Source organism: Gluconobacter sp. DsW_058, from assembly GCF_002153615.1.
Taxonomy (GTDB): domain Bacteria; phylum Pseudomonadota; class Alphaproteobacteria; order Acetobacterales; family Acetobacteraceae; genus Gluconobacter; species Gluconobacter cerinus.
The window spans coordinates 1-25489 of record NZ_JOPH01000067.1; the positions used below are offsets into that span (position 1 = coordinate 1).

Sequence of the window (25489 nt, forward strand, 5' to 3'; positions counted from 1 at the left end):
ACAAGACTGCCTTGTCCTTCATGAGTTTCCTCAACATCGCCGCAGCAAGGCTCTGGATTAGGTCTTTTGTCAACGTGACCTAGCTCCGTTGATATCGATAATTTTCGCAAACCGCGGATCAAGTCCCCATTCCGTCTGCATGATATCTGACGTCACAGGAACACCGTAGCTGTTATAGAAATTATGCCCCGAAGACGTCTCGGACTGGTCAGTCGTCCAGTGCCCGCCAATATCCAGCGTCGATGTTGCGTCGATTTTCCAGCGCAGCTTGCCGCGAAGCGCTCCGATATTGGAGTTGCCGTAGCCTTCGCCCTGCGAATTGTGCTGGAACCACCCCCCGTCATGGACTGCCCTGCCAAACGGAGCGAAACCGACTTGGAAATTGGCCCGGAGACAAACCCCTCGACCCGGTTGCGGCCATAGCTGGCAATGTCTTCCGTCAGGCCCGCATGAAACTCAGGGGTAGGATCACCCGTGTGGAAATTAATCTCACCACCGGTGGTGGACTGCCCATGCGTGAAACCGGATGCACCAGGCGCAACAGAAATGTCATCCATGTCAAACAGCATACCCGAAGTCATAATACTCACCGGATAGGCCACACCATCGACATACGGCATGACAGACGGGGTGTTGTTTTGGGTGAAATCCATCAGCCCGACACCGCGCAATGCAAAGTTCAGTGCAGAGCTTCCGAAAGACGGCTGAATAGTCAGATTTGGCGCAACACGAACTATGTCTGTCAACTGACGGACGTTGCGGTTCTGAAGCTCCTGACGGGACAGTATCGTTTCAGAATGCGCCTCGTGCTGACCTGCGCCAGTCACACCGCGCCGGGCATTAACGTGAACGACCTCATTACTCGCCGCGGAAGCATCAACTGTACGATGCCATACTGCTCCAGCCCCATGCTTAGCGATCGGATGCAAGTTCCGCTTCGCCGCCACTACAGCAGCATCCGCGCTTCCTGCACAGGACAGAAGAGCTGTGGACAAAAGCGTTACGCGCAACGAGAGAGCAGAACGGGAGCGGCAGGGCGAAACAAGGGACATCGGGCATTTCCAGATCGGCGATGTGAAGCAGTCAGGATGTGTCGCAATTCACCATGTCGGCGAATCTTGTATACCAGATAGAATACAACCCGTTCTTGTTCCACATTAAAAATGATCGAAGCCGGAATATTCCCTTTTCGGATCTTCTGTTGTGCTTGTTCCCTCAAAAAAGGAGGCGCATAAAAGCTGCCATGGAAGACCGGAAAAAATCGATGCAGCCAGCCAGCAGCAATGTCATCGAGAACAGAATCATACAGGCCGTTCTTTCTGAAGAGATTTCACCAGGAGAGCGGCTGGGAGAAAAAGACCTGGGCGAGATCTTCGGGGTCTCGCGAACACTGGTGCGAGAAGCAATGATGCGCCTCAGTAGCCGAGGCATTGTGGCAGTCTCACCGAGAAGAGGCTGGTTCGTTATTGAACCTACCGTCGAAGAAGCCCGGGAAACAATCGAAGCACGCCGATCCGTTGAAATCGGCCTTCTCATGACTCAGAAAAATATTAGTGCAGAGATGATCAAGCAGCTCGAAGCGCATGTCCTGGAGCAGCAGCGCGCCATCGATGAGAATGACCTGGGTCGTCGGAGCTACCTTCTAGGCCACTTCCACGTTCACCTTGCCGCTGCGCTTGGGAATTCTATTCTGGCCAACACTCTTGAAGAACTGACAACCCGGATCGTGCTGATCGCCACCTTGTATCAATCCAAGGCAGACGCGCAGCAATCCTGCGACAACCACCGTCGACTTGTAAGCGCACTCCGCAAAAACAAGGTAAAAGATGCCGTAAAGATCATGGATGCCCATCTGACGCATCTTGATAAAGCACTCAGCATCCGGAAAAAAATGAAACCACGCTCTGCGGACCAACTCCGTGGCAAAGCGTCTTTCGTCCCATAAGGCTGGCAGCACATATCGGCTTGGGACGAAATCATTAGCTTGAAAGCGTTGCTTGCTAATGGCGCAGGGCTAACGGAGCCCATCATCGAATATGCCTCGCCCTAGGCGAAGTTTTCCAAACATATTTGATCTAAAAGGAAAATGGTGAACCGGCTGGGACTCGAACCCAGGACCATTCGATTAAAAGTCGAATGCTCTACCAACTGAGCTACCGGTTCATCCGAGCGGATGGCTACCCCACAACCACTATGGAGGTCAACCTCCAGCAGCCGGAAAACAGCACTAGAATTTTTTTAGTTATGTTATAACATATTAAATACTACCGATTCAGAGCCTGAAAAAGCCCCCGTATGCGCTCCAAAAATAACAACCTGACCAATCACTCCGCCTTAAACGATCGCACTGTACGGCATGAAATCTGGCAACGCTTTGAGGGGAACGAGTGGGATGCATTCGACCAGCTTCCAGCATCCATTCGCAGACGCCTGAACGAACACGTCTATGATGCCTGGTCCGTCAACGCGTTGATCCTGTGGAAGCACTACAAGCGCATTTACGGCCGCACTCCGCGTGCCGAGCGAGCCCTGATCAAATATCTGGATTATTGTGAACGCCTCGAACGCGAGGCCTTTTCAGAGCGCTACACCGCTCAATGCGGCTCGCCCTACCCTCATGATGCCGCAGGAGTGACAGTCCTGCGCACACCAGAGAACAAGCAGCAAGCTGCCTGAGCGTCCCGTAAGACACTCAGAACAGCCCAAACAGCTTCAGGCTTCTACATAAGCCTTAACGATGGTGTCCGGATCCTTGACGACGCCCGACGAGCCAGCGCCACGCTTGATCTGATCGACATACTCCATGCCTTCAACAACCTTGCCAGCAATCGTGTACTGACCGTTCAGGGACGGCACGTCCTGGAACATGATGAAGAACTGGCTGTTTGCAGAGTGCGGAGCCATCGTACGGGCCATGCCAAGTGTGCCACGCTCGAACTTTGCCTTGTCCGTGAACTCGGCCTTCAGGTCCGGGTAGCTGCTACCGCTGGTGCCTGTGCCAGTCGGATCGCCGCCCTGTGCCATGAAGCCTTCGATCACACGGTGGAACTTCACACCGTCGTAAAAACCTTCGCTCGCCAGAAGCTTCAGACGCTCCACAGCCAGCGGCGCCAGATCAGGGCGCAGCTCAATGACGACCTTGCCGTTCTTGAGTTCGAAAACCAGCTTGTTGCCGTCGGGTACTGCGGTCTCAGACATCTTGGAACCTTCCAGAAATCAATGAAGGTTCCTATGTCGCCCTTCGACCCAGTTTCGACAAGACGAGACTTGCAACATCTTCACTGACAAAGGAGGAAATATCGCCATCAAGACGGGCAATTTCCTTCACAATCCGACTGGCCGTCGTGCGATGCCCTTCAGAAGACAGCAGAAAAACCGTCTCAATTTCCGGCGCCAGACGACGCAATGCACCGGAAAGCTGGCTCTCAAAATCAAAGTCGCCCGCAGAGCGAAGGCCGCGCACAACCGTCCCAGCGCCAGCCTTGCGTACGGCATCTACCAATAGGGTATCAAACCCCAGAACCCTGATCCGGTCAGCATGAGGCAATTTCGAGACCTCTTGCCGCATCATCTCCAGACGCTCTTCCAGCGTCAGAAGCGGCTGCTTCCCCTCATTAACCGCCACACCAACCAGCAGGCGGTCAAAAAGAGTGGACGCACGGTCGATAATATCCAGATGACCGAACGTCACCGGATCAAACGTGCCGGGATAAAACCCGACACGCGGATCAGTCTGCCACTCAGGCATCAGGGGCTGCGTCACCCACAGAAGCCTCACCGTCCGTCACAGTGCCATAAACAGGCGCTGTACCGTCCGGCGTTGCCACGACATCCCCTTCGATCAGGTCGCCCTCTTCCCCATCATCTTCCACAACCGGGAAGACACAGATCACGGTCTCACTATCGTTCAGGCGGAACAGCGTCACACCACTGGCCTGACGTGCCATGACACGCACCTGAGACACCGGCAGACGGATCAGACGACCCGTATCCGTCACGAGCATGACATCCGTGCCATCCAGCGTCGGAAGCGTCCCAACCACTTCCTTGCCACGACGATTGGCCGAGAAGGTCATGTTCGTAATGCCCTGCCCGCCACGGCCCGACACACGATAATCATAGGCAGAGGAACGACGGCCAAACCCGCCATCCGTCACGGTCAGAAGAATTTCTTCCTGCTGTTCCAGCTCCTCAAAGCGCTCCTGCGTCAGATCACCAGCGACCTCAACAGTGTCTTCGTCACCGGACACCACTTCTTCTTCAGCACCTTCTGCCAACGCAGCATTCTCGGCACGACGTTTTGCATTGGCCATCCGCAGATAGGCTGCACGCTCGTCAACGCTGGCATCCACATGGTTGAGGATACACAGTGAAATCACCGCATCCCCATCACCAAGGCGGATACCACGCACGCCCGAGCTGCCACGGCCGGCAAACACACGCAGCGTATCATCGGTGATCTGGAAGCGGACACAACGCGCGTTCTTCGTTGCCAGGAACACGTCCTGACCTTCACGACACGTCGCCACACCAATGAGGGAATCGCCCTCATCCAGCTTCATCGCAATCAGACCGGACGCCCGGATATTCCGGAAGTCGTTCAGGCGGTTACGACGAACATTGCCGCTGGCCGTCGCAAAGGTGAGGTGCAGGTCTTCCCACAGCTCCTCATCCTGCGGTAGCGGCAGAACAGCCGTAATAGCATCCGAACCAAGCTCTGGAAGCAGGTTGACCAGCGCGCGCCCCTTGGACGTCGGAGACGCTTCCGGCAGATGCCAGACCTTGGTGCGATAAGCTTTGCCGCCCGAAGAGAAGAACAGCACCCACTGATGGGTATGGGCATTGAAGCTGCGAATAATGACGTCATCGCCACGACGGCCAGACGCCGTACGCCCACGCCCACCGCGGTTCTGCGAGCGGAACATCTCAAGCGGCGTCCGCTTGATGAAGCCGTCACGCGTGATGGTCACAACCATCTGCCCCGGCTCGATCAGGCTTTCGTCAGACTGATCGCCCAGCGCGTCAGAAATTTCCGACATGCGTGGGGTGGCAATTTCAGCCCGGGCCGCCAGCAATTCATTGCGCATGACATCCATGCGACGACTGTGACTGCCAATAATGTCGAGCAGGTCGGCAATCTTGGCCGCAACTTCGCTCAGCTCACCTTGGATCTTCTCACGTTCCAGACCGGTTAGACGCTGCAAACGCAGTTCGAGAATACCGCGAGCCTGCGCTTCTGTGAGGCGAACCTTGCCATCATAAATGACATTGCCTTCGTCCTGGATCAGTTCCAGCAACGGCACAACTTCGCTCGCATCCCACTCGCGCGCCATAAGCAGCTCACGCGCTGTCGAGGCATCAGGGGCAGAACGGATCAGCGCGATCACTTCGTCGATGTTGGCAACAGCCAGCACAAGGCCAACCAGCAGATGCCCACGATCCCGAACCTTGTTCAGATCGAAGCGTGCGCGACGCAGAATGACGTCTTCGCGAAAACGAATGAACGCCTGCAGAACGTCCATCAGCCCCATCGTGCGCGGCTTGCCCTCATCGAGTGCCAGCATATTTACACTGAAGGACGTCTGAAGCTGCGTGAAGCGATAGAGCTGGTTCAGCACCACTTCCGGCGTCGCATCGCGCTTCAGCTCAATGACAACGCGCATTCCAGAACGATCACTTTCGTCCCGGATATCAGAGATGCCTTCGATTTCCTTCGCACGAACGAGATCGGCAATCTTCTCCTGAAGGGTTGCCTTGTTCACCTGATACGGGATCTCGGTGATGACGATCGCCTGACGATCCTTGCGGATCTCCTCGATCTCAGCACGCGCACGAACCGGAACGGACCCACGGCCTGTCTCAAACGCCTTGCGAATGCCACTCCGGCCCATGATGATGCCGCCGGTCGGGAAATCCGGACCAGGGATGATCTGCATCAACTCATCCAGCTCAATCGCCGGATTGGCAATCATCGCCAGGGTGGCATCAATGACTTCGCCAGGATTATGCGTTGGGATGTTCGTGGCCATACCGACCGCGATACCCGAAGCGCCATTCACCAGAAGATTTGGGAACGTCGCTGGCAGAACCTTAGGCTCGTGCTCGCTCTCGTCGTAGTTCGGCTGAAAATCAACCGTATCCCGCTCGATATCATCCAGCAGGAACGACGCAGACTTGGCCAGACGGGCTTCGGTGTAACGCATGGCAGCCGGGCTATCGCCATCGACCGAACCAAAGTTACCCTGTCCATCAATCAGCTTGACGCGCATTGACCAATGCTGCGCCATACGAACCATGGCATCGTAAATAGAGCTGTCACCGTGCGGATGGTATTTACCCATCACGTCACCGACCGCACGCGCAGACTTGCGGTAAGGCTTATCAGACGTAAACCCACTCTCGCGCATCGCGTACAGGATGCGGCGATGGACGGGTTTCAGGCCGTCACGCACATCCGGCAAGGCACGCGAGACGATCACCGACATCGCATAGGCCAGATAGGAGGAGCGCATCTCCTCCTCAATCGTCACCGGAAGACGATCGGAAGGTACAATATCAGTCGGCTCGTTCAGCTCGGTCAAGACAGGTCCACCACGCTAAAATACAGTCCGCACAGCATAGCCCATGCGCGGCCTACATGCCACACCCACCCCATTATGGCCTGTGAGACTGAAAAACGGTCACGTCCAGCAGGAAACTGCCGTCTTCTTCCAACCCCAGTCTTTCACGGACAGCTACAGGCGCACCACGCTGCAACGACCGGATGCCCTCTACACGTTCCGTCGGCGTTCGTGTTCGCGATACCCAGCTCTCAAATTCCATCCTCAGACAGCTGCGTATCAGGCCATCCACAACAAAACCGGATCTTCCGAGAGCAGACACCCATTCTGTCACGGCATAGTCCCTCACATGAGAGATATCCCGCATCAATTCCAGCGTCTGGAGCCAACTATCGGACATAGCGTCTTCAGGAGCCGTAACATCACCGCAAATAGCCAGACCTCCTGACTTCAGAACGCGACGCACTTCTCTCAGACCAGCCTCAAAACCTTCCCAATGATGGGCACTAAACCTGCATAAAACAGCGTCAAACACACAATCATCAAATGGAAGCGCTTCTGCGGCGCCCTGTTCAACAGCAATGTTGCCAAGGCCACGGTCTTGAGCGGACCGGCTTACCGCAGCCAACATTCCGGCCGTGACATCGCAGGCGACAACCTGCCCGACATGTGGCGCCACAGCATAGCTGACATGACCCCCGCCACAGCCAAGGTCCAGCACACGTTCAAACCCGCGCCCCTGAACAGCCCGAACCATCACATCCAGATCATCGCCCTGATTATGCACCACGCTGTTTACGTAAGATGACGCCCTGTCTTCATAATGCTTCGCAGCAAATTGTCCTGCCTGCCTAACCATCTGATTTTTCTCCCTTGGAGATCATCATCAGGCAACAAACAGTCAGGTATAAGATCCTATTTTATCATGGTATAAATTGCACCATGCCTACGTCCAGCCGCAAAACTCTTGGTCTGTTTCTTCGCTCGCACCGGGAAAGGCTTGCCCCGTCAGAAGCAGGCTTGCTGACTCCATTACGACGCAGACGCACCCCAGGACTGCGCCGCGAAGAAACAGCTCAACTCTGCGGGATCAGCACGACATGGTACACGTGGCTGGAACAGGGACGCGACGTCTCATGCTCGTCCGCCACCCTGTCGCGCATTGCCACGGCTCTGAAACTGTCCATGACGGAAAGACGCTACCTTTTCACGTTGGCAGAACTGCGAGACCCTCAGCAGGATCACACTGCGCCAACTGCACCGGCCACACTGCTCAGCCTCCCGGAACAGATCTACAGCCCTGCTTATTTGCTCGATCCCTTGTGGAATGTTCTGAGCGCAAATTCCGCAGCCAAATTCCTTTTCAATGCCTGGCTGAACAGCTCAGAGACCAATCAGCTGCGCTATGTTTTTCTGAACCCCCATGCCCGAATTTTCCTTACGGACTGGCTAACCCGCGCCCAGCGGCTTCTGGCCGAATTTCGGGCCGATACAGTTTCGAGTGCCCGTACCGAACCTTTTCAGACACTTGTCTCAACCCTTCAGAGAGAAAGTCCGGAATTTAATCGTTTCTGGGAAGACCAGAGCGTCCTCCCCAGAGAAGGAGGGCAGCGGAGCTTTCAACATCCAACACAAGGCCTTCTCCACTACGATCAAACAACGTTCATCCCGACAGCTCATGCGGGCTATAAACTCGTCATTCTGTCCAGAAGCACGACCACTCCGGATTCCACCCTATGAACCCGAACTACACTCTCCACCCAGCCGATTTTTCCAAACGAGAAACACGCGACCTTTTGGCCCTTCACCTTGCCGGAATGCACGAAAACACCCCTGCTGGACACGTCTTCGCCTTGGATCTGGCTGCTCTCACCTCATCAGATATCGAGGTCTGGACTGTCCATCACCACGGCCACGTTGCTGGCATTGGTGCGCTAAAACGATTGAGTGCTCAGAACGGTGAACTCAAATCCATACGGACTCATCCGGATTTTTTAAGACGGGGCATCGCCAGCACTCTTCTGGATCATCTCATTCACAGGGCATGCTCTCTGGGCCTGAAAAAGCTCAGCCTTGAAACCGGCCGGAATTCCTCTTTCGAACCCGCACTAAAGCTCTACAAGGCCCGAGGCTTTCAACTCGGCGAACCCTTCGCTGACTATCAGGCCTCTGGGTTCAACCAGTTCCTTCATCTGTCGCTCTAAAACGGACCTTTCACGCATAAAAAAACCGGACTGACACTGCCAGCCCGGTTCTCCGGAAAATCCCTTAGAACGGGATTTCATCATCCAGATCGTTATCTGGCGGAGCATCCCAGCCACCGCCACGACTGCCCGACGCGCCGCCTGCGCTACCGCCGCTACTCCGAGAGCCACCGCCAAAGCCGCCTTCACTGCTACCGCTCCGGCTTCCACCACCAAAGCCGCCGCCGTTGTTACTTCCGCCACCGTAGGACGAACCACCACCGTCGAAGCCACCGCCTTCATCACCGCCACTACGGTTACTGTCGAGGAGCACCAACTCACCGCGGAAGCGATCAATCGTTACTTCCGTCGTGTAACGCTCCTGGCCGGACTGGTCGGTCCACTTACGGGTGCGCAGTTCACCTTCAAGGTAAACCTTGCGCCCCTTGCGCAGAAAACGCTCAGCCACATCGCCCAGGCGATCATTGAAAATGACGACGCGATGCCATTCCGTACGCTCGCGGCGCTCACCGGACTGACGGTCGTTCCATGTTTCAGACGTGGCGATCGTCAGATTGACAACCTTCCCGCCTGACTGCGTGTTCCGGACTTCCGGGTCCTTGCCCAGATTCCCGACCAAAATCACCTTATTGACGCTACCTGCCATTCCGTACCAACCATTTATTCTCGAATTGTTCTTTTCATGCGGCTCAGAAAGCCCATCTATGAAATGATCTAGCATCCCTTTGGATGCGTTCCCATCTCACATTCTACTTTCTGCATAGTCTTCGGGGTTTTCGTGAGCTTTCCAGACAATCATTCGATCCGTGTCCGTGGTGCCCGCGCCCACAATCTCAAGAATATCGATGTCACGATTCCCCGTGACTCCCTGACGATCATCACGGGTCTCTCCGGCTCCGGAAAGTCGTCTCTCGCCTTCGATACGATCTATGCCGAAGGTCAGCGCCGATATGTGGAAAGCCTTTCTGCTTATGCCCGCCAGTTCCTCGAACTGATGGGCAAGCCGGATGTGGACTCCATTGAGGGCCTCTCCCCGGCCATCTCGATCGAACAAAAAACGACCTCAAAGAACCCCCGCTCCACTGTCGGCACTATCACGGAAATCCATGACTACATGCGCCTTCTCTGGGCGCGCGTAGGTGTTCCCTATTCACCCGCAACCGGCCTCCCTATTGAAGCCCAGACAGTCAGCCAGATGGTAGATCGCGTCATGGCGCTTCCTGAAGGCACGCGTCTCATGCTGCTGGCGCCGGTCGTCCGGGACCGTAAAGGGGACTGCAAACGCGAACTGGCAGACCTGGCTCGCAAGGGCTTCACGCGCGTCAAAATTGACGGTGAGCTTTACGAAATTGCCGAAGCCCCCAAACTCAATCGCAAGACCCGCCACAATGTCGAAGTCGTGGTGGACCGGATTGTCGTTAAACCTGACCTTGAATCACGGTTGGCAGACAGCTTTGAGACAGCCCTCGAACTCTCCGACGGTCTGGCCTACGCGGAAGAAGTCCGGCGTGCGGGAGAAACAGCTGCCCTCGCCCACATCGTTTTCTCCTCACGTTTCGCCTGCCCTGTTTCAGGCTTTACGATTGAGGAGATCGAGCCCCGTCTGTTCTCCTTCAATGCCCCAATGGGCGCCTGTCCGACCTGCGATGGTATCGGTACGGAAACCCATTTTGACGAGAACCTGATTGTCAGTGACGATACGCTTACACTTTCTGAAGGTGTGATTGCCCCTTGGAGTGGTGCCAGCACGGACTGGTATGACCAGACTCTTGCAGCCCTTGCCCGCCATTGCGGGGACACCATGAACACGCCATGGCGAGACCTGAAAGCCGAAACCAGGGATTTGATCCTGTACGGTTCCAAAGAGGCCATCGCCATTCCGTATCGTGATGGCAGCAAAGTTCATACCGTTACGAAGCCCTTTGAAGGCGTGCTCAAAAACCTGCGGCGGCGCATGGCGCAGACAGACAGTATGTGGGTCCGCGAGGAACTGTCGCGCTATCAGTCAGAAAAGCCCTGCCACACCTGCCATGGCGCACGCCTGAAACCTGAAGCCCTCTGCGTGAAGGTCAATGACCTGAACATCGCCGAAGCGTCAGATATGCAGATCCGGAAGGCACTGGACTGGTTTTCCGGTGTTGAAGTTACCCTCACCCCACAACGTGCCGAAATCGCGCGCCGCATTCTTCGCGAAATCACGGATCGCCTGCACTTCCTCGATGATGTTGGCCTGGACTACCTCACGCTTTCCCGCGGATCCGCCACACTTTCTGGCGGTGAAAGCCAGCGTATCCGTCTGGCGTCCCAGATTGGCTCGGGTCTGACAGGCGTTCTGTATGTGCTGGATGAACCGTCCATCGGCCTGCATCAGCGCGACAACGAGCGCCTTCTCGGCACACTGGAGCGTCTCAAGCGCCTTGGAAACACCGTCATCGTCGTCGAACATGACGAAGATGCCATCCGTGCTGCTGATTACCTTATCGATATGGGGCCTGGTGCTGGCACGCGCGGTGGAAACGTCATCGCCATCGGGACACCTGCGGAAGTAGCCAAGAATAAAGAAAGCCTGACCGGTGCCTATCTGTCGGGTCGGAAGTTCATTCCAGTTCCGGAAAATCGACGCACCTCGGACAAAACACTCACATTGGTTGGAGCCAAGGGAAACAATCTCAAGGATCTGACCGTCGATTTCCCGCTGGGGACCTTTATTGCGGTCACCGGTGTATCAGGCGGCGGCAAGTCCACCCTGGTCGTGGATACCCTTTACAAAGCGCTGTCCCGGCAACTCATGAAATCGAGCCAGTCTCCACTCCCTTATGACCGACTGGAAGGCGTAGAGAACCTCGATAAAATCATCGAAATCGATCAGTCTCCGATCGGCCGTACACCCCGTTCCAACCCCGCCACCTACACGGACCTGTTCGCCCCTATCCGAGACTGGTTTGCCGAACTCCCGGAATCCAAGGCACGCGGTTACAAACCCGGCCGCTTCTCCTTCAATGTAAAGGGCGGCCGCTGCGAAGCCTGTCAGGGCGATGGCGTCCTGAAAATCGAAATGCACTTCCTGCCTGACGTCTTTGTCACCTGTGACACCTGCAAAGGCGCGCGGTACAATCGTGAAACGCTGGAAGTGAAGTTCCGTGGCAACTCCATCGCTGATGTACTTGCCATGACCGTGGACGAGGCGTTGCCGTTTTTTCAGGCTGCGCCCAGAATTCGGGACCGCCTCGCCATTCTCCAGCAGGTTGGTCTCGGCTATGTCGCCCTGGGCCAACAGGCAACCACGCTTTCAGGCGGTGAAGCACAGCGCGTCAAACTGTCCAAGGAACTCGCCAAACGGGCTACGGGTCGCACGCTCTACATTCTTGATGAGCCCACCACCGGCCTGCACACTGAAGACGTCCGTAAGCTGCTGGAAGTGCTGCATACGCTGGTTGATCAGGGCAACACCATTTTAGTGATCGAGCATAATCTGGAGGTCATCAAGACAGCAGACTGGCTGATTGATATCGGACCGGAAGGCGGTGATGGTGGCGGCAAAATCGTAGCCGCAGGAACACCGGAAGACATTGCTGACTGCAAAGCAAGCCACACTGGCCGCTTTCTGGCCCCCCTTCTGGATGCCCCCGGTGTCAGGCAGCACCGTGAGCCTACAGGCAAAAGAATCACTCAGGCGATGATTGCCGCCAGCTTGCCCCCAAAGGCGGAGCGAGCCCCAGCCAAAACAACAAAAGTGCCTAAGGCAAAAATAGTGGCGGACAAGAAACCTCGTGGCCGCCCCTCAGGCTCCCGCAACAAAACCAAAGCCTGATTCCTCAAGTCCTGAAGAGCTCAGCTCTTCAGGACAACAAAGAATGCTACGCAAGCAGGCTACAAAAAGATATCAAAGGCCGTCGTCCCAATGCCATCCGGACCAGAGTGATCGGGAGCCAGAAATTCAGCCCCCGACAGGCGGCACCAGAACAGTAATCGCAAAAAACGCAGCCGTACCCTTTCCAATCGGGTATGCTGGTGCAAACCCCACGGCAACAATCAACATACGAGACGGCAGCCAGATTATAGCAATCATCAGCGCTCAGCGCTCTGGATTATCCTCACCAGAACAATCCATTTTCTCCCTTCTGAGAAGAATTACCGGCTAACTGGTCGGCAGTTATTTCTGCTGAGTGCCGAGATGCTCTTTCCCGCGCTGGCGCGCCAGCTTCTCCTGTAGCTCACGGGCAGCATATCGCTGGCGCTGTTCTTCTGTCCGTTCGTTATGACAATGGGGGCAGGAGACACCTTGTACAAACATCGGAGAAGCCTTGTCTTTCTCGCTGACAGGGCGACGACAGGCGTGACAGACATCATAGCTGCCAATTTCCAGACCATGCTTCACGGAAACACGCTGGTCAAAGACGAAACATTCCCCTTCCCAGAGGCTTTCTTCCTCTGGAACAGTCTCCAGATATTTCAGAATACCGCCTTTGAGATGGTAAACTTCGTCCAATCCCTCTGCCTTCACAAAAGACGTGGATTTCTCACAGCGAATTCCGCCTGTGCAGAACATGGCAATCTTTGGAACTCGACCTTTGGCCTCAAGCTCCTTGCGTCGGTTCCGGAACCACTCCGGAAACTCGCGGAATGACCGTGTTTTGGGGTCTTCAGCCCTCTTGAATGTCCCGATCGCGACTTCGTAGTCATTCCGGGTATCAATCACAATCGTATCCGGATCAGAAATCAGAGCATTCCATTCATCCGGTGCCAGATACTGACCAACATCCTTGCGAGGATCGATATTCGGCTGCCCCATGGTAACAATCTCTTTCTTGAGACGCACCTTCATGCGGCGGAAGGGCATTTCCGGCGCACGGGACTTCTTGATTTCAAGCTCCTCACATCCTGGCATCGCCCGAATATGCTCCAGAACCTGTTCCATTCCGTCATCTGACCCGGCAATCGTTCCGTTAATACCTTCTGGTGCCAGAAGCAGAATGCCCTTGATCCCCTCGCGGTCGCAGACCTCCTGCAAAGGCCCGCGCAACGCAACGATGTCTTCAAACGGCGTGAAGTTGTAAAGCGCGACGATACGGATCGGCGGAAGAGCATCAGACACAGGGCAACCATCCAGCTCTGCGACCGCAGGCAGACCCACGATCAGGTGATAATGTGCCCCCGCCAATATCAGGCTCGCGCCTTCAATTCCAGAAAACTCCTGAACCTGAGCCTCAGGCGACCGAGACGGTTGCCGCTTCTGCAAGAGGTAGTCCGCGATCCTTGATCACGCGACGCACCGTCTGAATGACCTGCGATCCAGTAATCAGACGCGTGCATTCAAACTGCCGCTCCGTTCCCTTGTGGCGGGGGCACCAGAAGAAATCCTTGTGATCGAACTGATGCCTCGGGTCGTTCCAGCACGAATTGCAGGTGTGCCAGTTGATGATGCGATAGGGTGTAAAGAACTCATTATTCGGATGCGTAAAGCCCGAAATCATGACGACAGGTGTGCCCGAGGCATGCGCCAGCCAAGCCAGCCCACTGGAGAGACCAATGAAAAAACTGGCGTGCTTCAGCCAACGCGCACGTTCCGACAACGGGCGGCTGCCAGTCTCGTCTTCCGCGCCATGAGGAATATGATTGTACACATACCCTGTTCCATGGAACGTTTTCTGATCAATGCAGATCACGCGGTATCCGGCAGATTTCAGGAAACCAATCACTTCCTGCCAGCCAGCCGGATTATTCCAGTACTTGCACTGAGTACTGGCCTGCGTCGCAATCACGACATACGGCCCCTCAATAGGTGGGGTATCCCCATCCTGGATCGTGATGCCAGGAGGGCTATCGTTCCAGGGATCAACACCCAGAATATAAGCTGCAGTCCGATGCAGACCTACATGCCGGAAGTCCGTTGGCTGATGTGTCAGCTCCGTATCCGTGAAAAACAGACCTATATTGTATGAAGCGTAGAAAGCGGACGTAAACGTCTTGTTTGCCTGAGCTTCATCGTGCCCGACCAATGTGATGCCTGGATTAGCCTCTTTCACCAGAGGCAGAATGACATCTGCAACTGAGCAGGACACCTTCGCGCCCGTCTGCTGCGCAAGGCGAATAGCTGCCGGAAGCCAGGCAATCGTGTCTCCAAGCGTTCCAACAGGCAACTGCACCAAAACGGGCCTTCCGGTAAGGGATAGCTCGTGGTGCAGAATGTCCTCCCGCGTACCGTCAGGCTTTTCCAGCCAGACATCGATCAGGAATGGAACAAAGTACTTTTTGGTGGATGAGACCATGCCACCTTTGAGACGGGCATCGAAGAGAATATTCCCGGTCGAATAATCTGATAGCCTCACATGCCATTGCCCCAGTTCCGGGGCAATATCCGGCACCATGACACGGGCACCATCATTGAAGTCAAAGCGGACGCCCTGCCCCCCTTCCACAACGGGAACAGATGGAATGGTCAGATAGGGGCTCTTCTCGTCTTCCTTCTGCACAGGATTACCGTCAGCAGGAGGAGCACCTTCCTGTGGAAGACCGGAGGCAGGCGTTACAGTTTCTGCAGGCTGGGAAGAAACAGAGGTCACATCAGACATCAGTAAAAGCGTCTCCAAACCGTTCCCGCAGGCCGTACAGAGACAGAAACCCGCCTCCACCGCACCCACAAAAGCAGGCTAATATTAAAAGTCCAAAACCATGTTCAAACCTGAATTCATCTCTTGAAAAGAGACTTTCCACAGTCTGCCACAAAACAGTGCCAAGGTTAAAATGGACTCAAGATCTTTGGACATTAAAAGAAACGTTCACCCGTTCAAGACAGATCGTTCCCAGAGCGGAAATGCTATGCGATACCCAGAGGATCATGACAGAGCATACTGCAATCCGTGGCCCCTTCCTGACCTTCCATGCTGACCCTTTTACGGTCGACCCTATGGCTGCACTCACGCATCAGCCAGACGGCCTGATTCTCTGCAAAAATGGCGTCATCACCGCTGCAGGCGCATGGGAAGATCTGAGAGACCAAATCCCGGAAGGTACTACCGTAGATCATTATCCAGACCGGCTGATTTCAGCCGGAATGATCGATACCCACGTCCATTATCCCCAGCTCCCTGTGATCGCCTCGTATGGGGAACAGCTTCTGGAATGGCTGGAGACCTATGTCTTCCCTGCTGAAGCTCGTTACGCAGATATTACTTATGCACGCCAGATCGCCCGCAGTTTCCTGAAAGAGCTTCTCCGCGTCGGTACAACAACGGCCGCCGTGTACTGCACGGTTCATCCAGAATCCGTAGACGCATTTTTTGAGGAATCAGAACGCCTCAATACCTGCATGATCGCAGGGAAGGTCCTGATGGACCGCAATGCGCCTGACAACCTGCGAGACACCGCCCAGACAGGCTACGATCAGTCTACCGCACTTATCGAACGCTGGCATGGTCGCGGACGACAGCTTTACGCCGTCACACCACGCTTTGCCCCTACCAGCACACCCGAACAATTGGATTTGGCTGGATCTCTCCTTGCTACCCGCTCTGACCTCTTCATGCAGACGCACCTGCTCGAGAACCGGTCTGAGATCGAATGGGTCAAGGAACTCTTTCCCAACCGCTCATCCTACCTGGACGTGTATGACAAGTCGGGCCTTCTGCGCCCTCGCGCCATTCTGGCTCACGCCGTGCACGCACAGGAAGAAGACTTCCAGCGCTGCCATGATACAGGCTGCTCCATCGCACACTGCCCCGGTTCCAACCAGTTTCTGGGCAGCGGGTCATTCCCCCTGTTCAACGCCTTGAAACCCGAGCGACGCGTCAAAGTCGGCGTTGGCAGCGACGTGGGAGCTGGCCCCTCCCTGTCTCTGCTGCAAGTCCTTTCAGACGGATACAAGGTCGCTCAGGGGTTAGGCACGAAACTTCATCCTGCTCAGGGTCTCTGGCTGGCAACCGCCGGAGGGGCTCAGTCTTTAGGGCTTGAGGATCATATTGGCGCCATCAAACCCGGCCTGCATGCAGATCTCTGTATCTTCGATCCTACTGCAACACCTCTCGGGAAAATCCGGACCCAGACGGCTGAGACCCTGTCCGATCTCCTGTTTGCCCTCACGATGCTAGGCGATGACCGCAGCATCGCGGCTACATATGTGGCTGGTCGGAAGATTCACAGCCGGGATTAATATCTGACCCGAAGGGCTTCAGCCGAATCTGCGCTGCCGCCCTTCGGTCACCGGCCCTTCAGACTCAACAGGCAGCCCCATCAGAATTCTCTCATCAGGGAGATCAGCCACTACAATTTCTGCTTCCGCATCAACAGCCAGTGTCCGACGGACGTTGAACAACAGGTGCAGAAAAATGGCGGACAATGCCCCAAGAGTAATACCGCTTCCGAAGACAATCTGTGCCCACATCGGAAATGTATCGGAGATATGAGGCTGCGCCGTCGCGAGCATTCCCAGTCCGATGCTGGTTCCCACGATAATGACATTGCTCTGACGGTTGAAATCCACCCGCGTTAGCGTCTGCACACCAACCACAGCCACTGTCGCGAACATCGCAAGAGCAGCCCCGCCCAGAACCGGTAACGGAACCGCCGCCACAATCGCCCCGAGTTTTGGCAGACAGCCCAGCATCATCATGATGACAGCCGCAGATGCCACAACCCAGCGGCTCTTCACGCCCGTCATACGAACCAGACCGACATTTTCTGCAAAGCAGGTATAGGGAAAAGAGTTGAAGATCCCACCCAACAGCGTTGCAATACCATCAGCTCGCAGCGTCCGCGCGATATCCTCGCGGGTAATGGTTTTCCCGACGATTTCGCCAGTCGCATAAACGTTGCCGATCGTCTCAACCATTGTGATGACCATGACGATCACCATGGAGAGGATCGGCACTACATGGAAAGCTGGCGTCCCAAAGAAAAACGGATGTGTGATGGACACGAGCGGCGCAGACGCCACGCCTCCAAAGTGGGCATCGCCCATCAGCCACGCAGCCAATGTGCCAATGCAAAGTCCGATCAACACAGCAATCGTTGAAATGAAGCCACGAAACAGACGCTGCACGACAAGAATACTCGCCAGTGTTCCCAGCCCGTAGCACAGACTCCGCAGCGGAACCTGATCCTGCACCATCCCTGGCCCATGGCCGGACACGATGTCATTGGCAGCCACGGGCAAAAGCGCCAGCCCAATCACGAGAATGATCGACCCCGTCACCACAGGCGGAAAAAACCGAACCAGCTTCGCAAAATATGGTGCTATAAGCAGACTGACGATCCCCGCGACAATCACCGATCCATAGATCGACAAAAGCCCCGGCGTTCCGCCACCTACAGCCGACCCAATGGCAATCATCGGGCCAACGGCCGTAAACGTCACACCTTGCAGAAGCGGCAGACGAACGCCTACCGGCCCAAAACCGACTGACTGCAACAGGGACGCAATCCCGCAGGTGAACAGATCCGCATCAATCAGATGAATCAGCGTTTCCTGTGGCAGGTGCAAAGCCCCCGCCACAAGAATCGGGACAATCACCGCTGCTGAATAGAACGCAAGGATATGCTGGAAACCATAAGCCCCCAACCGCCAGAGGGGGAGCTTCTCGTCAACCGGATGAACCGCAGAAGTATCAGACGCCATCAGGTCTCAGCTTCCACGATATGTGGAATATCCATAAGGCGCAGCCAGCAGCGGAACATGCGCATGCGTGCCCTCACCTAGGCCGAACACAATCGGCACAACATCCAGAAAAGGCGGATCAGACAACACATGCCCCGCCGCACGAAAATACGCACCAATTTCGAATTCCAGACGATAGGTGCCACGTTCCAGCGGGATCTCCCGCAAGGCGGGGCAACGCCCATCATGGTCCGTCACGCCTTCGAAAAGAACAGCGTCTTCCTGAAAAAGCCGGAAAGACACCCCGGCCGCCGGACGGCCCGAGACCGTATCCAGAATATGCGTGGATAATGAGCTCATGATGCCACCAGATCTTTCAGTCTCAACCCTGCAATCGCATCGATCTGCGAGAGGGCTTCCTTCAGTTCCGCCTCGGGCGTCCCGCCCAGACGACGTTCCATTTCATCCATGATGACCGTCTTGGCCACCTGACCCGGCGCTGCAACTTTGCGCACGCAAATTACAAACGGCATGGAAAAAGCCTTCCCATAGGCCGCATTCAGCGTCTTGAACCGTTCATATTCCGCAGGCGTCAGACGGTCCAACCCGGCAGAGGCCTGCTCGGATGCGGACTCCGCTGTCAGATCCGGATCAATTCCCGCGCGATGCCCAAGCTCAGGATGCGCCCGAACCAATGCCAACTGAGCCTCCTCGCCCGCATTCCGCACAACGTCAGAAAACGCCGCAAGCATGGTGTCCACATCCGCAAATGACCGCGCTGCCAAAGCCCCCTCAGCCACCCAGGGCGAATGTTCGTAAAGTCCGCCAAACGTCTGGATGAAAACATCCGGCGTCATGGCATTCACATCGGAAATCTTCATGCCGGATGCACACTCATCCAGTGCCGCGCAATATCCAGCCGGGACGCGACCCAGACATCCTCATGAGACGCCACATGCTCCAGAAAACGCTGAAGGGCCAGCGCACGCGCAGGCTTGCCGGCCAGACGGCAATGAAGCCCGATAGACATCATCCGCCCCCCTTCCGCATACAGCATGTCGAACGTATCCCGCAGATATCGGAAGAACTGCTCGCTCTCGGTAAAGCCGTTGAGCGCCGCGAACTTCATGTCATTGGCATCAAGCGTGTAAGGCACGATTAGCTGCGCTTTGCCATGGGTATGATCGTAATACGGAAGATCATCCGCATAAGAATCTGCATCGTAAACAAAGCCGCCTTCTTCCACGACCAGACGGGCCGTGTTCGGGCTGGTGCGGCCCTGATACCACCCCAATGGGCGCTCCCCGACTACTTCCGTATGAAGCGCAATCGCCTCACGGATATGCTCGCGCTCCACGTCTTCCGGGAAATCCTGATAATCAATCCAGCGCAGACCGTGCGTAGCGATTTCCCAGCCGCTTTCCTTCATGGCAGCCACTGCGTCCGGATTGCGCGCCAAAGCCTTGGCCACACCGAACACGGTGGTGGTCATGCCAGCCTTTTCAAACAGGCGATGCAAACGCCAGAATCCAGCGCGACTCCCGTATTCGTAAAGGCTTTCCATCTGCGCACAACGCGCGCCCACGATGGATTTCGTCCCGACCATTTCAGACAGGAAAGCCTCCGACCCCGCATCTCCATGCAGGACCGAGTTTTCCGCGCCTTCTTCATAGTTGATGACGAACTGAACCGCGATCCGCGCGCCATTTGGCCATTTCGGATCAGGCGGCGTGCGGCCATAGCCGATCATATCACGGGGATAGGTGTTGGTGCTCATCTGTGCTGCTCCCCCCTCAAACCGTTGGCGGATCAAGGCTGATCAGTTCTTCCGTGTCGTAAGACAGCAGACTCTCCAGATGCTTCTCGCCATCCTCAACAAACAGATCACGCGCAATACCGCGTGTCAGCTTCTCAACGCCAAAGCGCATACCACTGATGGACGCCCCTGAAAGACCCATGCTGGGCATGGACGCGAACGTAAAGTTGTAGATTGCCGCCAGCATCGGCGCCTTCGGATCGGCCGGATCTTTCGGCAGGAACTGAAAGCGCTGCCCCAGATACGGATGGCTGGACAGAAGCGTGCTCTCCTCTCCCTCCGGCGCCGTGAAATGGTCACTCCACAGCATGACGGAGTCCGCAAAATCCTGCGTTTCCGGACGGTGCTTCAGATCAATCGAGAAACCCGTACCAATAATCAAGAAGTCGAAGCGCATCTCGCCATTGGGCGTTTCGACCACAATCTCATCGCCATCCATACGCGCAGAATTCCACGGCGTACCGGGATGGAACGCGAAGTTCTCGTGCTTGCGGCAGCGCCAGAACGTATCCTGTGGCGGCGGCTGATTCAGATTGTAGATGCAGCGCATGAAGCGCCAGCGAGTCAGATCCGGAAGCTCTGAGAAATGCGCAAGGAAGCCCGCATTTTCCATCCAGCGGTAAGGATTGATCGCTGGAATCTTCGTACGACGCAGACACAGATCCACACGACCCGCGCCGGATTCCAGCGCCGTCGCAGCATTATCAAAAGCGGACGCACCAGCACCCAGAACGCCGATCCGCTTACCCTTCAGAGCAGCGAAATCAATATTCTCATGCGTATGGGCATAAACCGACTTCGGAAGATTGTCTGAAATGAACGGCGGGACAAACCATGCTCCGCCACCGTCAATCCCCGTAGCCAGAACCATCCGACGCGCCCAGCGCTTCGTCTCAACACCGGCAGCGTTCCGGAAGGTCAGGCGCAGCAGGCCGTCCGTCCACTCCACATGAACCAGCTCCTGATCGTTGACGACCGGCAGTTCAAGCGTGTCACGAACCCAATCCAGATAAGACTGCCAGTCATGACGCGAGATCTTGTCGAGCGACTGCCAGGCTTCCTTGCCATACCGGGCTTCATACCAGGACTGTGGCGTCAGATTGGGCACACCCAGATCCGGCCCCGTTACATGCTTTGGCGTCCGCAGCGTAATCATTCGGGCAAATGTCACCCAAGGGCCTTCCCCACCCTTCGCAGCGCGCTCAAAAACCTGTGCATTCGTCACACCCTGACGACGCAGCCCGAAACAGGCCGTCAGCCCCCCCTGGCCGCCGCCGATGATGGCAACATCCAGAACATCTTCCCCATCTTTCTGAACCGGAATATTCCAGTTCCCTGTCGCATACCTGATCTTCGCCAGATCCTCATGAACCTGCGCCGAAAGGGTGGCCAGGCCGTCAGTCGGGGAGGAGGAACGTGTCATGAGCATCTTATCCTAAAGAACAGGCACAGGATCGTGGTCTTTCATAAGAAATGACCAGAGTTTCTTCCTATGTCAAAATGACAGGGTTCACCTGCCGCTCTGAAGTGTTTCATAGAGGGGTAATCTCGTATATCTCAGAAAAACGTCCCTGCCGTTCTCGAAAAAAGAGCGTATCCCATGCCGGTTTTTTCCCGCTTCCTTCGCTACTTCCTGTCCGTTGCCCAATACGGCTCGATCCGGAAGGCCTCTGAACATCTGCGGATTGCGGCATCTGCCATCGATCGTCAGATCCTGCACGGTGAGGAAGCTCTCGGCACACCCCTCTTCGAACGGCTACCAAGCGGCTTGCGACTGACCGCTGCTGGCGAACTCCTTTACACCAAGGGCAAGCAATGGACGCGGGAGATGCAGGAAGTCCGCACCCAACTGGAAGATATGCGCGGATTGAGACGGGGACAGGTGGACATCGCTCTGCCAGATGCTCTGACGACAGGATTTCTGCCGCGCATTCTCAAAGACCTCCGAAAAAGCCATCCAGGCATCACAATCTGCACTCACGTTCTGGATAACGCTGTCATTCAGCAGGCCCTCATCAGCGGAGACGTTGATTTTGCGCTTCTCCTGAACCCTACACAGGCCCGTGGCCTGCTGGTCCGAACCCATATTGATTATCCTTTGGGCTTCGTCTGTCTTCCCGACCATCCGATTGCCCAACACAAGGACGCCCGCTTCAGCATCTGTGCTGAATACCCGATGGTTATGCCCCAGCAGCCTCTTGCGCTGCAGCGACAGATTGAAATTCTGGAAATTGACAGCAATGTCAGCGTCCAGCCTGCAGCGTCCTCCGATAATATCCAGATGATAAAGTCACTGGTTCTGGAGGGCGTCGGGCTGGGAATTCTCAGTCGTCTGGATGCCATGAAGGAAATTCTTAGTGGCGAACTGGCTTTTGTCCCCATTTCGAACCGGGACGTATCCCCACTGACACTCGCTCTATGTGTAGATCAGGCGCGACAACTTTCCGGAGCCGCGAGACTGGTGATTGCAGAAGTGGAAAAAACCTTCCTACACCCGACAGAGATATAACTTCAGAAGCAGCATGCTGAACGACAAACTCCACACCGCGTTAGGAAGGGCAGGCATAAGCCAGAACATCTAAGGACAATCCTATGTCTTTTCTCAGGATATTTTCTGCCAGCGCCCTCATCTGCTGTCTGTCAGGAAGCGGCGCCCTCGCACAGACGACTGCCGACATTCGAATTGTTCAGGGCGGAGAGAATGTTGTCTGGAAAGCTGCGCCTCCCATGTTCCCAAGTGGAACACGTATGTCCTTCCTGTACGGAGCCTCAGACAAGCCTGGCCCCTTTACCATGCGTGTTATGATGCCCGCAGGGTCAACCATTCCACCCCATACGCACAACATGGATGAAATGCTCACGGTCCTGGCAGGCAGTGTGCATCATTACATTGGCGAGAGCATCACAGCGAACGATGAAAAAATCCTGACAGCCGGAGGGTTTGTTCATCTCCCTCCCAATGTTCCGCACGCACTCAAAGCTGGGACACAAGGCGCCATTGTGCAGGTTTCGGGAACAGGTCCATTTACCATGACCTATGTGAACCCACAGGATGATCCGCAGCACACAAATCGTTAAGACCGTCAGACAAAAAAAGCCCTGCTTCACATGTGAAGCAGGGCTTTTTGTATCAAAATGAGCTGAGCACTTAGTGCCCAATAATTCCCAGAACCAGACCTGGCGTTAGTATCTGCGGTAATACAACTTCCGATCCATGCGCCGGATAATAAACATAGAGCGGGACGCCATCGCGCCCGTGGGCTTTTAGGTAAGCGGAAATTCCAGCGTTCCTGTTGGTCCAATCGCCCTTGAGATAAGCGACATGCCGCGCACTGAACGCCTTACGGACAGAGTCCACATCGAGCGCCACCCGTTCATTCACCATGCAGGTGATACACCAGGACGCCGTCATATCGACAAAAACCGGCTCTCCCTTTGCACGAAGGTCTGCCAGCTTCTCACTTGAAAACGACTGAATTTGATTGTCGGCTGACGTGGCAGGAGACGTCGCTGTTGCAGATACCGGTTCGGCAAGACTACGGGACAAGCCTGCCCCACACACGATCATGCACAGAACAGCTACAACACGGCAGAACAGAACTGTGCCTCGTCCACCTTCCCGCATCGCGCGATGCTGCCCGATACCGTAGATCCAGGCCGCAAAGCCCAGCAACACAAGACCGCCGCCTGCCACAACTACGAAATTCACACCGCGCTCAATTGTCGCCACCCACAGCAGCCACACACAGGTTGCCAGAAGAGGGAAGGCCAAGGCCTGCTTCAACACACCCATCCATGCTCCTGGCTTTGGCATCCGCGACGCCAGACCGGGAACACTTGCCACGAGCACATAGGGAGCTGCCAACCCAAGCCCCATGGAAAGAAAGACCAGCAGCCCCATCACAGCGGGGCCACCCAAAGCTCCTGCAATGGCGACTCCCATAAACGGAGCCGTGCAAGGCGTCGCGACGATGACAGCCAATAGCCCCGTCATCATGTCGCCAGCATGGCCTGCACCGTGTGGATGCAACTGGCCTAACCGCCCCGCACTGATTTCAAAGACGCCAAGCAAGTTCAGAGCCATGCCAAACAGCAGCCAGCATACACCAACCACAAATCCCGCTGATTGGAACTGGAAGCCCCATCCAGCTGAAGATCCGGCAAGGCGCAGTCCGATCATCAGAAGACCAAGAACTGCGAAGGCTCCCGTAACGCCCAGCGTGTAAAACAGTGCACTCTGCAACTGCACTCGTCGCCCCACACCGCCCATCTTGGCCAGTGACAAGGCTTTCATGGCCAGAACCGGGAAAACACAGGGCATAAGATTCAGGATCAGGCCGCCGACAAAAGCGAACAGCATCACACGGAGCCAACCGGCACCGGTTGGTACGGCGTCTGCAGAAGTAGGTGCGGGCGCCGCTGCGGCATCTTCTACCTTGGTTGGACCCACCGTCTGTTCAGCAGAAATTTGGATAGGGCTTTCCTGACCAGCCTCATCCTTCAACACGACCAGCCCCTTAAGCGGCGCATCCCGATGAGCAGTTTTCAGAAACTTCAAGTGAAGAGAAAGCTTGTCTTTGCCAACGTTCAGCGGCTGCGGAGCAACCTGATCAATCAGGCCACCTTCTTCCGGCAAAAACCAGGCTTCCGAAACTGCTGTAGAGGACAGTCCTCTGCCTTCAAGTGTCAAGATGCCCTCTGCAGAAACATGCGCCTTGAAGGGGGACGGAATCGGCATTTTCGCGTCTGCGGCCTGAAACAGACCAGCCTGAGCGCCTTCAGGAGCGGGACCGGAAGACGCAGGCAGTGTCAGCGAAAAATCACCGCTTTCAGGAATACAGACTTCGGCACAAACAAGCCATTCCGCATGTGCATGAAGTGTAGTCCCGCCAGTCCCTTTCAAGGTCAGACTGGCTGGAAGCAGCACATCTCCGACATAGGCATAGGACATGAGACCGCCTTCACTCAGGCGAACTGGCATCGGCCAGTGGATGTCCGAAGTCTTGCCAGTTGCTCCGCCCTGCGCCGTTACATCGAGGGTCGGAGTGTCCCCGGCATCTCCGGGGTTAATCCAATATGTGTGCCAGCCCGGTTTGAGTTGCAGCCTCAACCCAACACGCAATGACTGGTCCGGACCGATGGAATCACGGTCAGTAACCAGAGTTGCCGTATCATTGGCTGAGACGACAACGGGGCTTTCCGCTGCAATAGACGCCCCATTGACACCAAGACCACATATCCCCGCTGCAAGCAGGGCCAACAGACTTAACACACGACGCAAGGTAGTCTCATTCCCTCAGGACAAAACAGGACAGCC

General features: G+C 55.7%; 23 protein-coding genes and 1 tRNA gene. 8 read left to right on the forward strand and 16 right to left on the reverse strand.

Annotation, left to right across the window (positions count from 1 at the left end; genetic code table 11):
• Positions 1–152 precede the first annotated feature (152 nt).
• Positions 153–1052 (reverse strand): TonB-dependent receptor plug domain-containing protein, encoded by a 900-nt coding sequence (locus HK24_RS11655; RefSeq protein ID WP_233126251.1) that lies wholly within the window; start codon positions 1050–1052, stop codon positions 153–155.
• Between the two features lie 212 nt (positions 1053–1264).
• On the opposite strand from HK24_RS11655, the gene HK24_RS11660 reads away from it, so the two are divergent.
• Positions 1265–1945: a GntR family transcriptional regulator gene (locus tag HK24_RS11660; RefSeq protein ID WP_233126252.1), complete on the forward strand. Its 681-nt coding sequence runs from the start codon at positions 1265–1267 to the stop codon at positions 1943–1945.
• Between the two features lie 142 nt (positions 1946–2087).
• Here the strand turns inward: HK24_RS11660 and HK24_RS11665 are convergent.
• A tRNA-Lys gene (locus HK24_RS11665) sits at positions 2088–2163 on the reverse strand.
• Positions 2164–2295: 132 nt separating this feature from the next.
• Between HK24_RS11665 and HK24_RS11670 the strand changes: the two genes are divergently transcribed.
• Complete coding sequence (locus tag HK24_RS11670; protein WP_064275282.1) at positions 2296–2676, forward strand: DUF6525 family protein; 381 nt, start codon at positions 2296–2298, stop codon at positions 2674–2676.
• Positions 2677–2712: 36 nt separating this feature from the next.
• On the opposite strand, the gene HK24_RS11675 is transcribed toward HK24_RS11670, so the two are convergent.
• The 4 genes from HK24_RS11675 to HK24_RS11690 all read right to left on the reverse strand — a co-directional run bounded on the left by HK24_RS11675 (position 2713) and on the right by HK24_RS11690 (position 7419).
• Entirely contained in the window at positions 2713–3198 is a 486-nt protein-coding gene (locus tag HK24_RS11675) for a peptidylprolyl isomerase (RefSeq protein ID WP_086634607.1), read from the reverse strand.
• Positions 3199–3229: 31 nt separating this feature from the next.
• Positions 3230–3748 carry a pantetheine-phosphate adenylyltransferase gene (gene coaD, locus HK24_RS11680; protein ID WP_046900542.1) on the reverse strand — a complete coding sequence of 173 codons (519 nt, stop codon included), beginning with the start codon at positions 3746–3748 and terminating at the stop codon, positions 3230–3232.
• Complete coding sequence (gene gyrA / locus HK24_RS11685) at positions 3741–6581, reverse strand: DNA gyrase subunit A (RefSeq protein ID WP_086634608.1); 2841 nt, start codon at positions 6579–6581, stop codon at positions 3741–3743. The genes coaD and gyrA overlap by 8 nt, the downstream gene beginning before the upstream one ends.
• Before the next feature lie 73 nt (positions 6582–6654).
• Positions 6655–7419, reverse strand: coding sequence for a class I SAM-dependent methyltransferase (locus HK24_RS11690; RefSeq protein ID WP_086634609.1), 765 nt, complete (start codon positions 7417–7419; stop codon positions 6655–6657).
• Positions 7420–7502: 83 nt separating this feature from the next.
• On the opposite strand from HK24_RS11690, the gene HK24_RS11695 reads away from it, so the two are divergent.
• Positions 7503–8300: a helix-turn-helix transcriptional regulator gene (locus tag HK24_RS11695; RefSeq protein WP_086634610.1), complete on the forward strand. Its 798-nt coding sequence runs from the start codon at positions 7503–7505 to the stop codon at positions 8298–8300.
• Positions 8297–8764 (forward strand): GNAT family N-acetyltransferase, encoded by a 468-nt coding sequence (locus HK24_RS11700; protein ID WP_086634611.1) that lies wholly within the window; start codon positions 8297–8299, stop codon positions 8762–8764. Before HK24_RS11695 ends, HK24_RS11700 begins: the two co-directional genes overlap by 4 nt.
• A 64-nt stretch (positions 8765–8828) precedes the next feature.
• Here HK24_RS11700 and ssb read toward each other — a convergent pair whose 3' ends face one another.
• Positions 8829–9410: a single-stranded DNA-binding protein gene (gene ssb / locus HK24_RS11705; RefSeq protein WP_086634612.1), complete on the reverse strand. Its 582-nt coding sequence runs from the start codon at positions 9408–9410 to the stop codon at positions 8829–8831.
• A gap of 132 nt (positions 9411–9542) precedes the next feature.
• Here ssb and uvrA point away from each other — a divergent pair, with 132 nt between their 5' ends.
• Positions 9543–12575, forward strand: a complete 3033-nt coding sequence (gene uvrA, locus HK24_RS11710; RefSeq protein ID WP_086634613.1) for an excinuclease ABC subunit UvrA — start codon at positions 9543–9545, stop codon at positions 12573–12575.
• Between the two features lie 126 nt (positions 12576–12701).
• Here uvrA and HK24_RS13995 read toward each other — a convergent pair whose 3' ends face one another.
• From HK24_RS13995 to HK24_RS11720, 3 genes are all read right to left on the reverse strand, one after another.
• Positions 12702–12833: a hypothetical protein gene (locus HK24_RS13995; protein WP_255376448.1), complete on the reverse strand. Its 132-nt coding sequence runs from the start codon at positions 12831–12833 to the stop codon at positions 12702–12704.
• A gap of 84 nt (positions 12834–12917) precedes the next feature.
• Positions 12918–13859 (reverse strand): rhodanese-related sulfurtransferase, encoded by a 942-nt coding sequence (locus HK24_RS11715; RefSeq protein ID WP_198942132.1) that lies wholly within the window; start codon positions 13857–13859, stop codon positions 12918–12920.
• Positions 13860–13971: 112 nt separating this feature from the next.
• Positions 13972–15336, reverse strand: a complete 1365-nt coding sequence (locus tag HK24_RS11720; RefSeq protein WP_086634614.1) for an autotransporter strand-loop-strand O-heptosyltransferase — start codon at positions 15334–15336, stop codon at positions 13972–13974.
• 266 nt (positions 15337–15602) lie between these two features.
• Between HK24_RS11720 and guaD the strand changes: the two genes are divergently transcribed.
• Complete coding sequence (guaD, locus tag HK24_RS11725; protein WP_198942130.1) at positions 15603–16913, forward strand: guanine deaminase; 1311 nt, start codon at positions 15603–15605, stop codon at positions 16911–16913.
• An 18-nt stretch (positions 16914–16931) separates the two neighbouring features.
• On the opposite strand, the gene HK24_RS11730 is transcribed toward guaD, so the two are convergent.
• From HK24_RS11730 to HK24_RS11750, 5 genes are read right to left on the reverse strand one after another with little or no spacing between them, the layout of a single operon-like run.
• The gene (locus tag HK24_RS11730) at positions 16932–18377 is read right to left on the reverse strand and encodes a nucleobase:cation symporter-2 family protein (protein WP_086634615.1); all 1446 of its coding nucleotides are present in this window, start codon (positions 18375–18377) and stop codon (positions 16932–16934) included.
• A 6-nt stretch (positions 18378–18383) separates the two neighbouring features.
• On the reverse strand, positions 18384–18716 hold the full coding sequence (uraH, locus tag HK24_RS11735; RefSeq protein ID WP_062503751.1) for a hydroxyisourate hydrolase: 333 nt from the start codon (positions 18714–18716) through the stop codon (positions 18384–18386).
• The gene (gene uraD, locus HK24_RS11740; RefSeq protein ID WP_086634616.1) at positions 18713–19237 is read right to left on the reverse strand and encodes a 2-oxo-4-hydroxy-4-carboxy-5-ureidoimidazoline decarboxylase; all 525 of its coding nucleotides are present in this window, start codon (positions 19235–19237) and stop codon (positions 18713–18715) included. Before uraD ends, uraH begins: the two co-directional genes overlap by 4 nt.
• Positions 19234–20133 (reverse strand): allantoinase PuuE, encoded by a 900-nt coding sequence (puuE, locus tag HK24_RS11745; RefSeq protein WP_086634617.1) that lies wholly within the window; start codon positions 20131–20133, stop codon positions 19234–19236. The genes uraD and puuE overlap by 4 nt, the downstream gene beginning before the upstream one ends.
• 16 nt (positions 20134–20149) lie before the next feature.
• Positions 20150–21601, reverse strand: coding sequence for a SidA/IucD/PvdA family monooxygenase (locus tag HK24_RS11750; RefSeq protein WP_086634618.1), 1452 nt, complete (start codon positions 21599–21601; stop codon positions 20150–20152).
• Between the two features lie 171 nt (positions 21602–21772).
• Between HK24_RS11750 and HK24_RS11755 the strand changes: the two genes are divergently transcribed.
• Both HK24_RS11755 and HK24_RS11760 read left to right on the forward strand, forming a co-directional pair.
• Positions 21773–22681: a LysR family transcriptional regulator gene (locus tag HK24_RS11755; RefSeq protein ID WP_046900529.1), complete on the forward strand. Its 909-nt coding sequence runs from the start codon at positions 21773–21775 to the stop codon at positions 22679–22681.
• Between the two features lie 83 nt (positions 22682–22764).
• On the forward strand, positions 22765–23250 hold the full coding sequence (locus tag HK24_RS11760) for a cupin domain-containing protein (protein WP_064275269.1): 486 nt from the start codon (positions 22765–22767) through the stop codon (positions 23248–23250).
• A 70-nt stretch (positions 23251–23320) separates the two neighbouring features.
• Here the strand turns inward: HK24_RS11760 and HK24_RS11765 are convergent, their stop codons facing one another.
• Complete coding sequence (locus HK24_RS11765) at positions 23321–25444, reverse strand: protein-disulfide reductase DsbD (RefSeq protein ID WP_233126254.1); 2124 nt, start codon at positions 25442–25444, stop codon at positions 23321–23323.
• Positions 25445–25489: the final 45 nt, after the last annotated feature.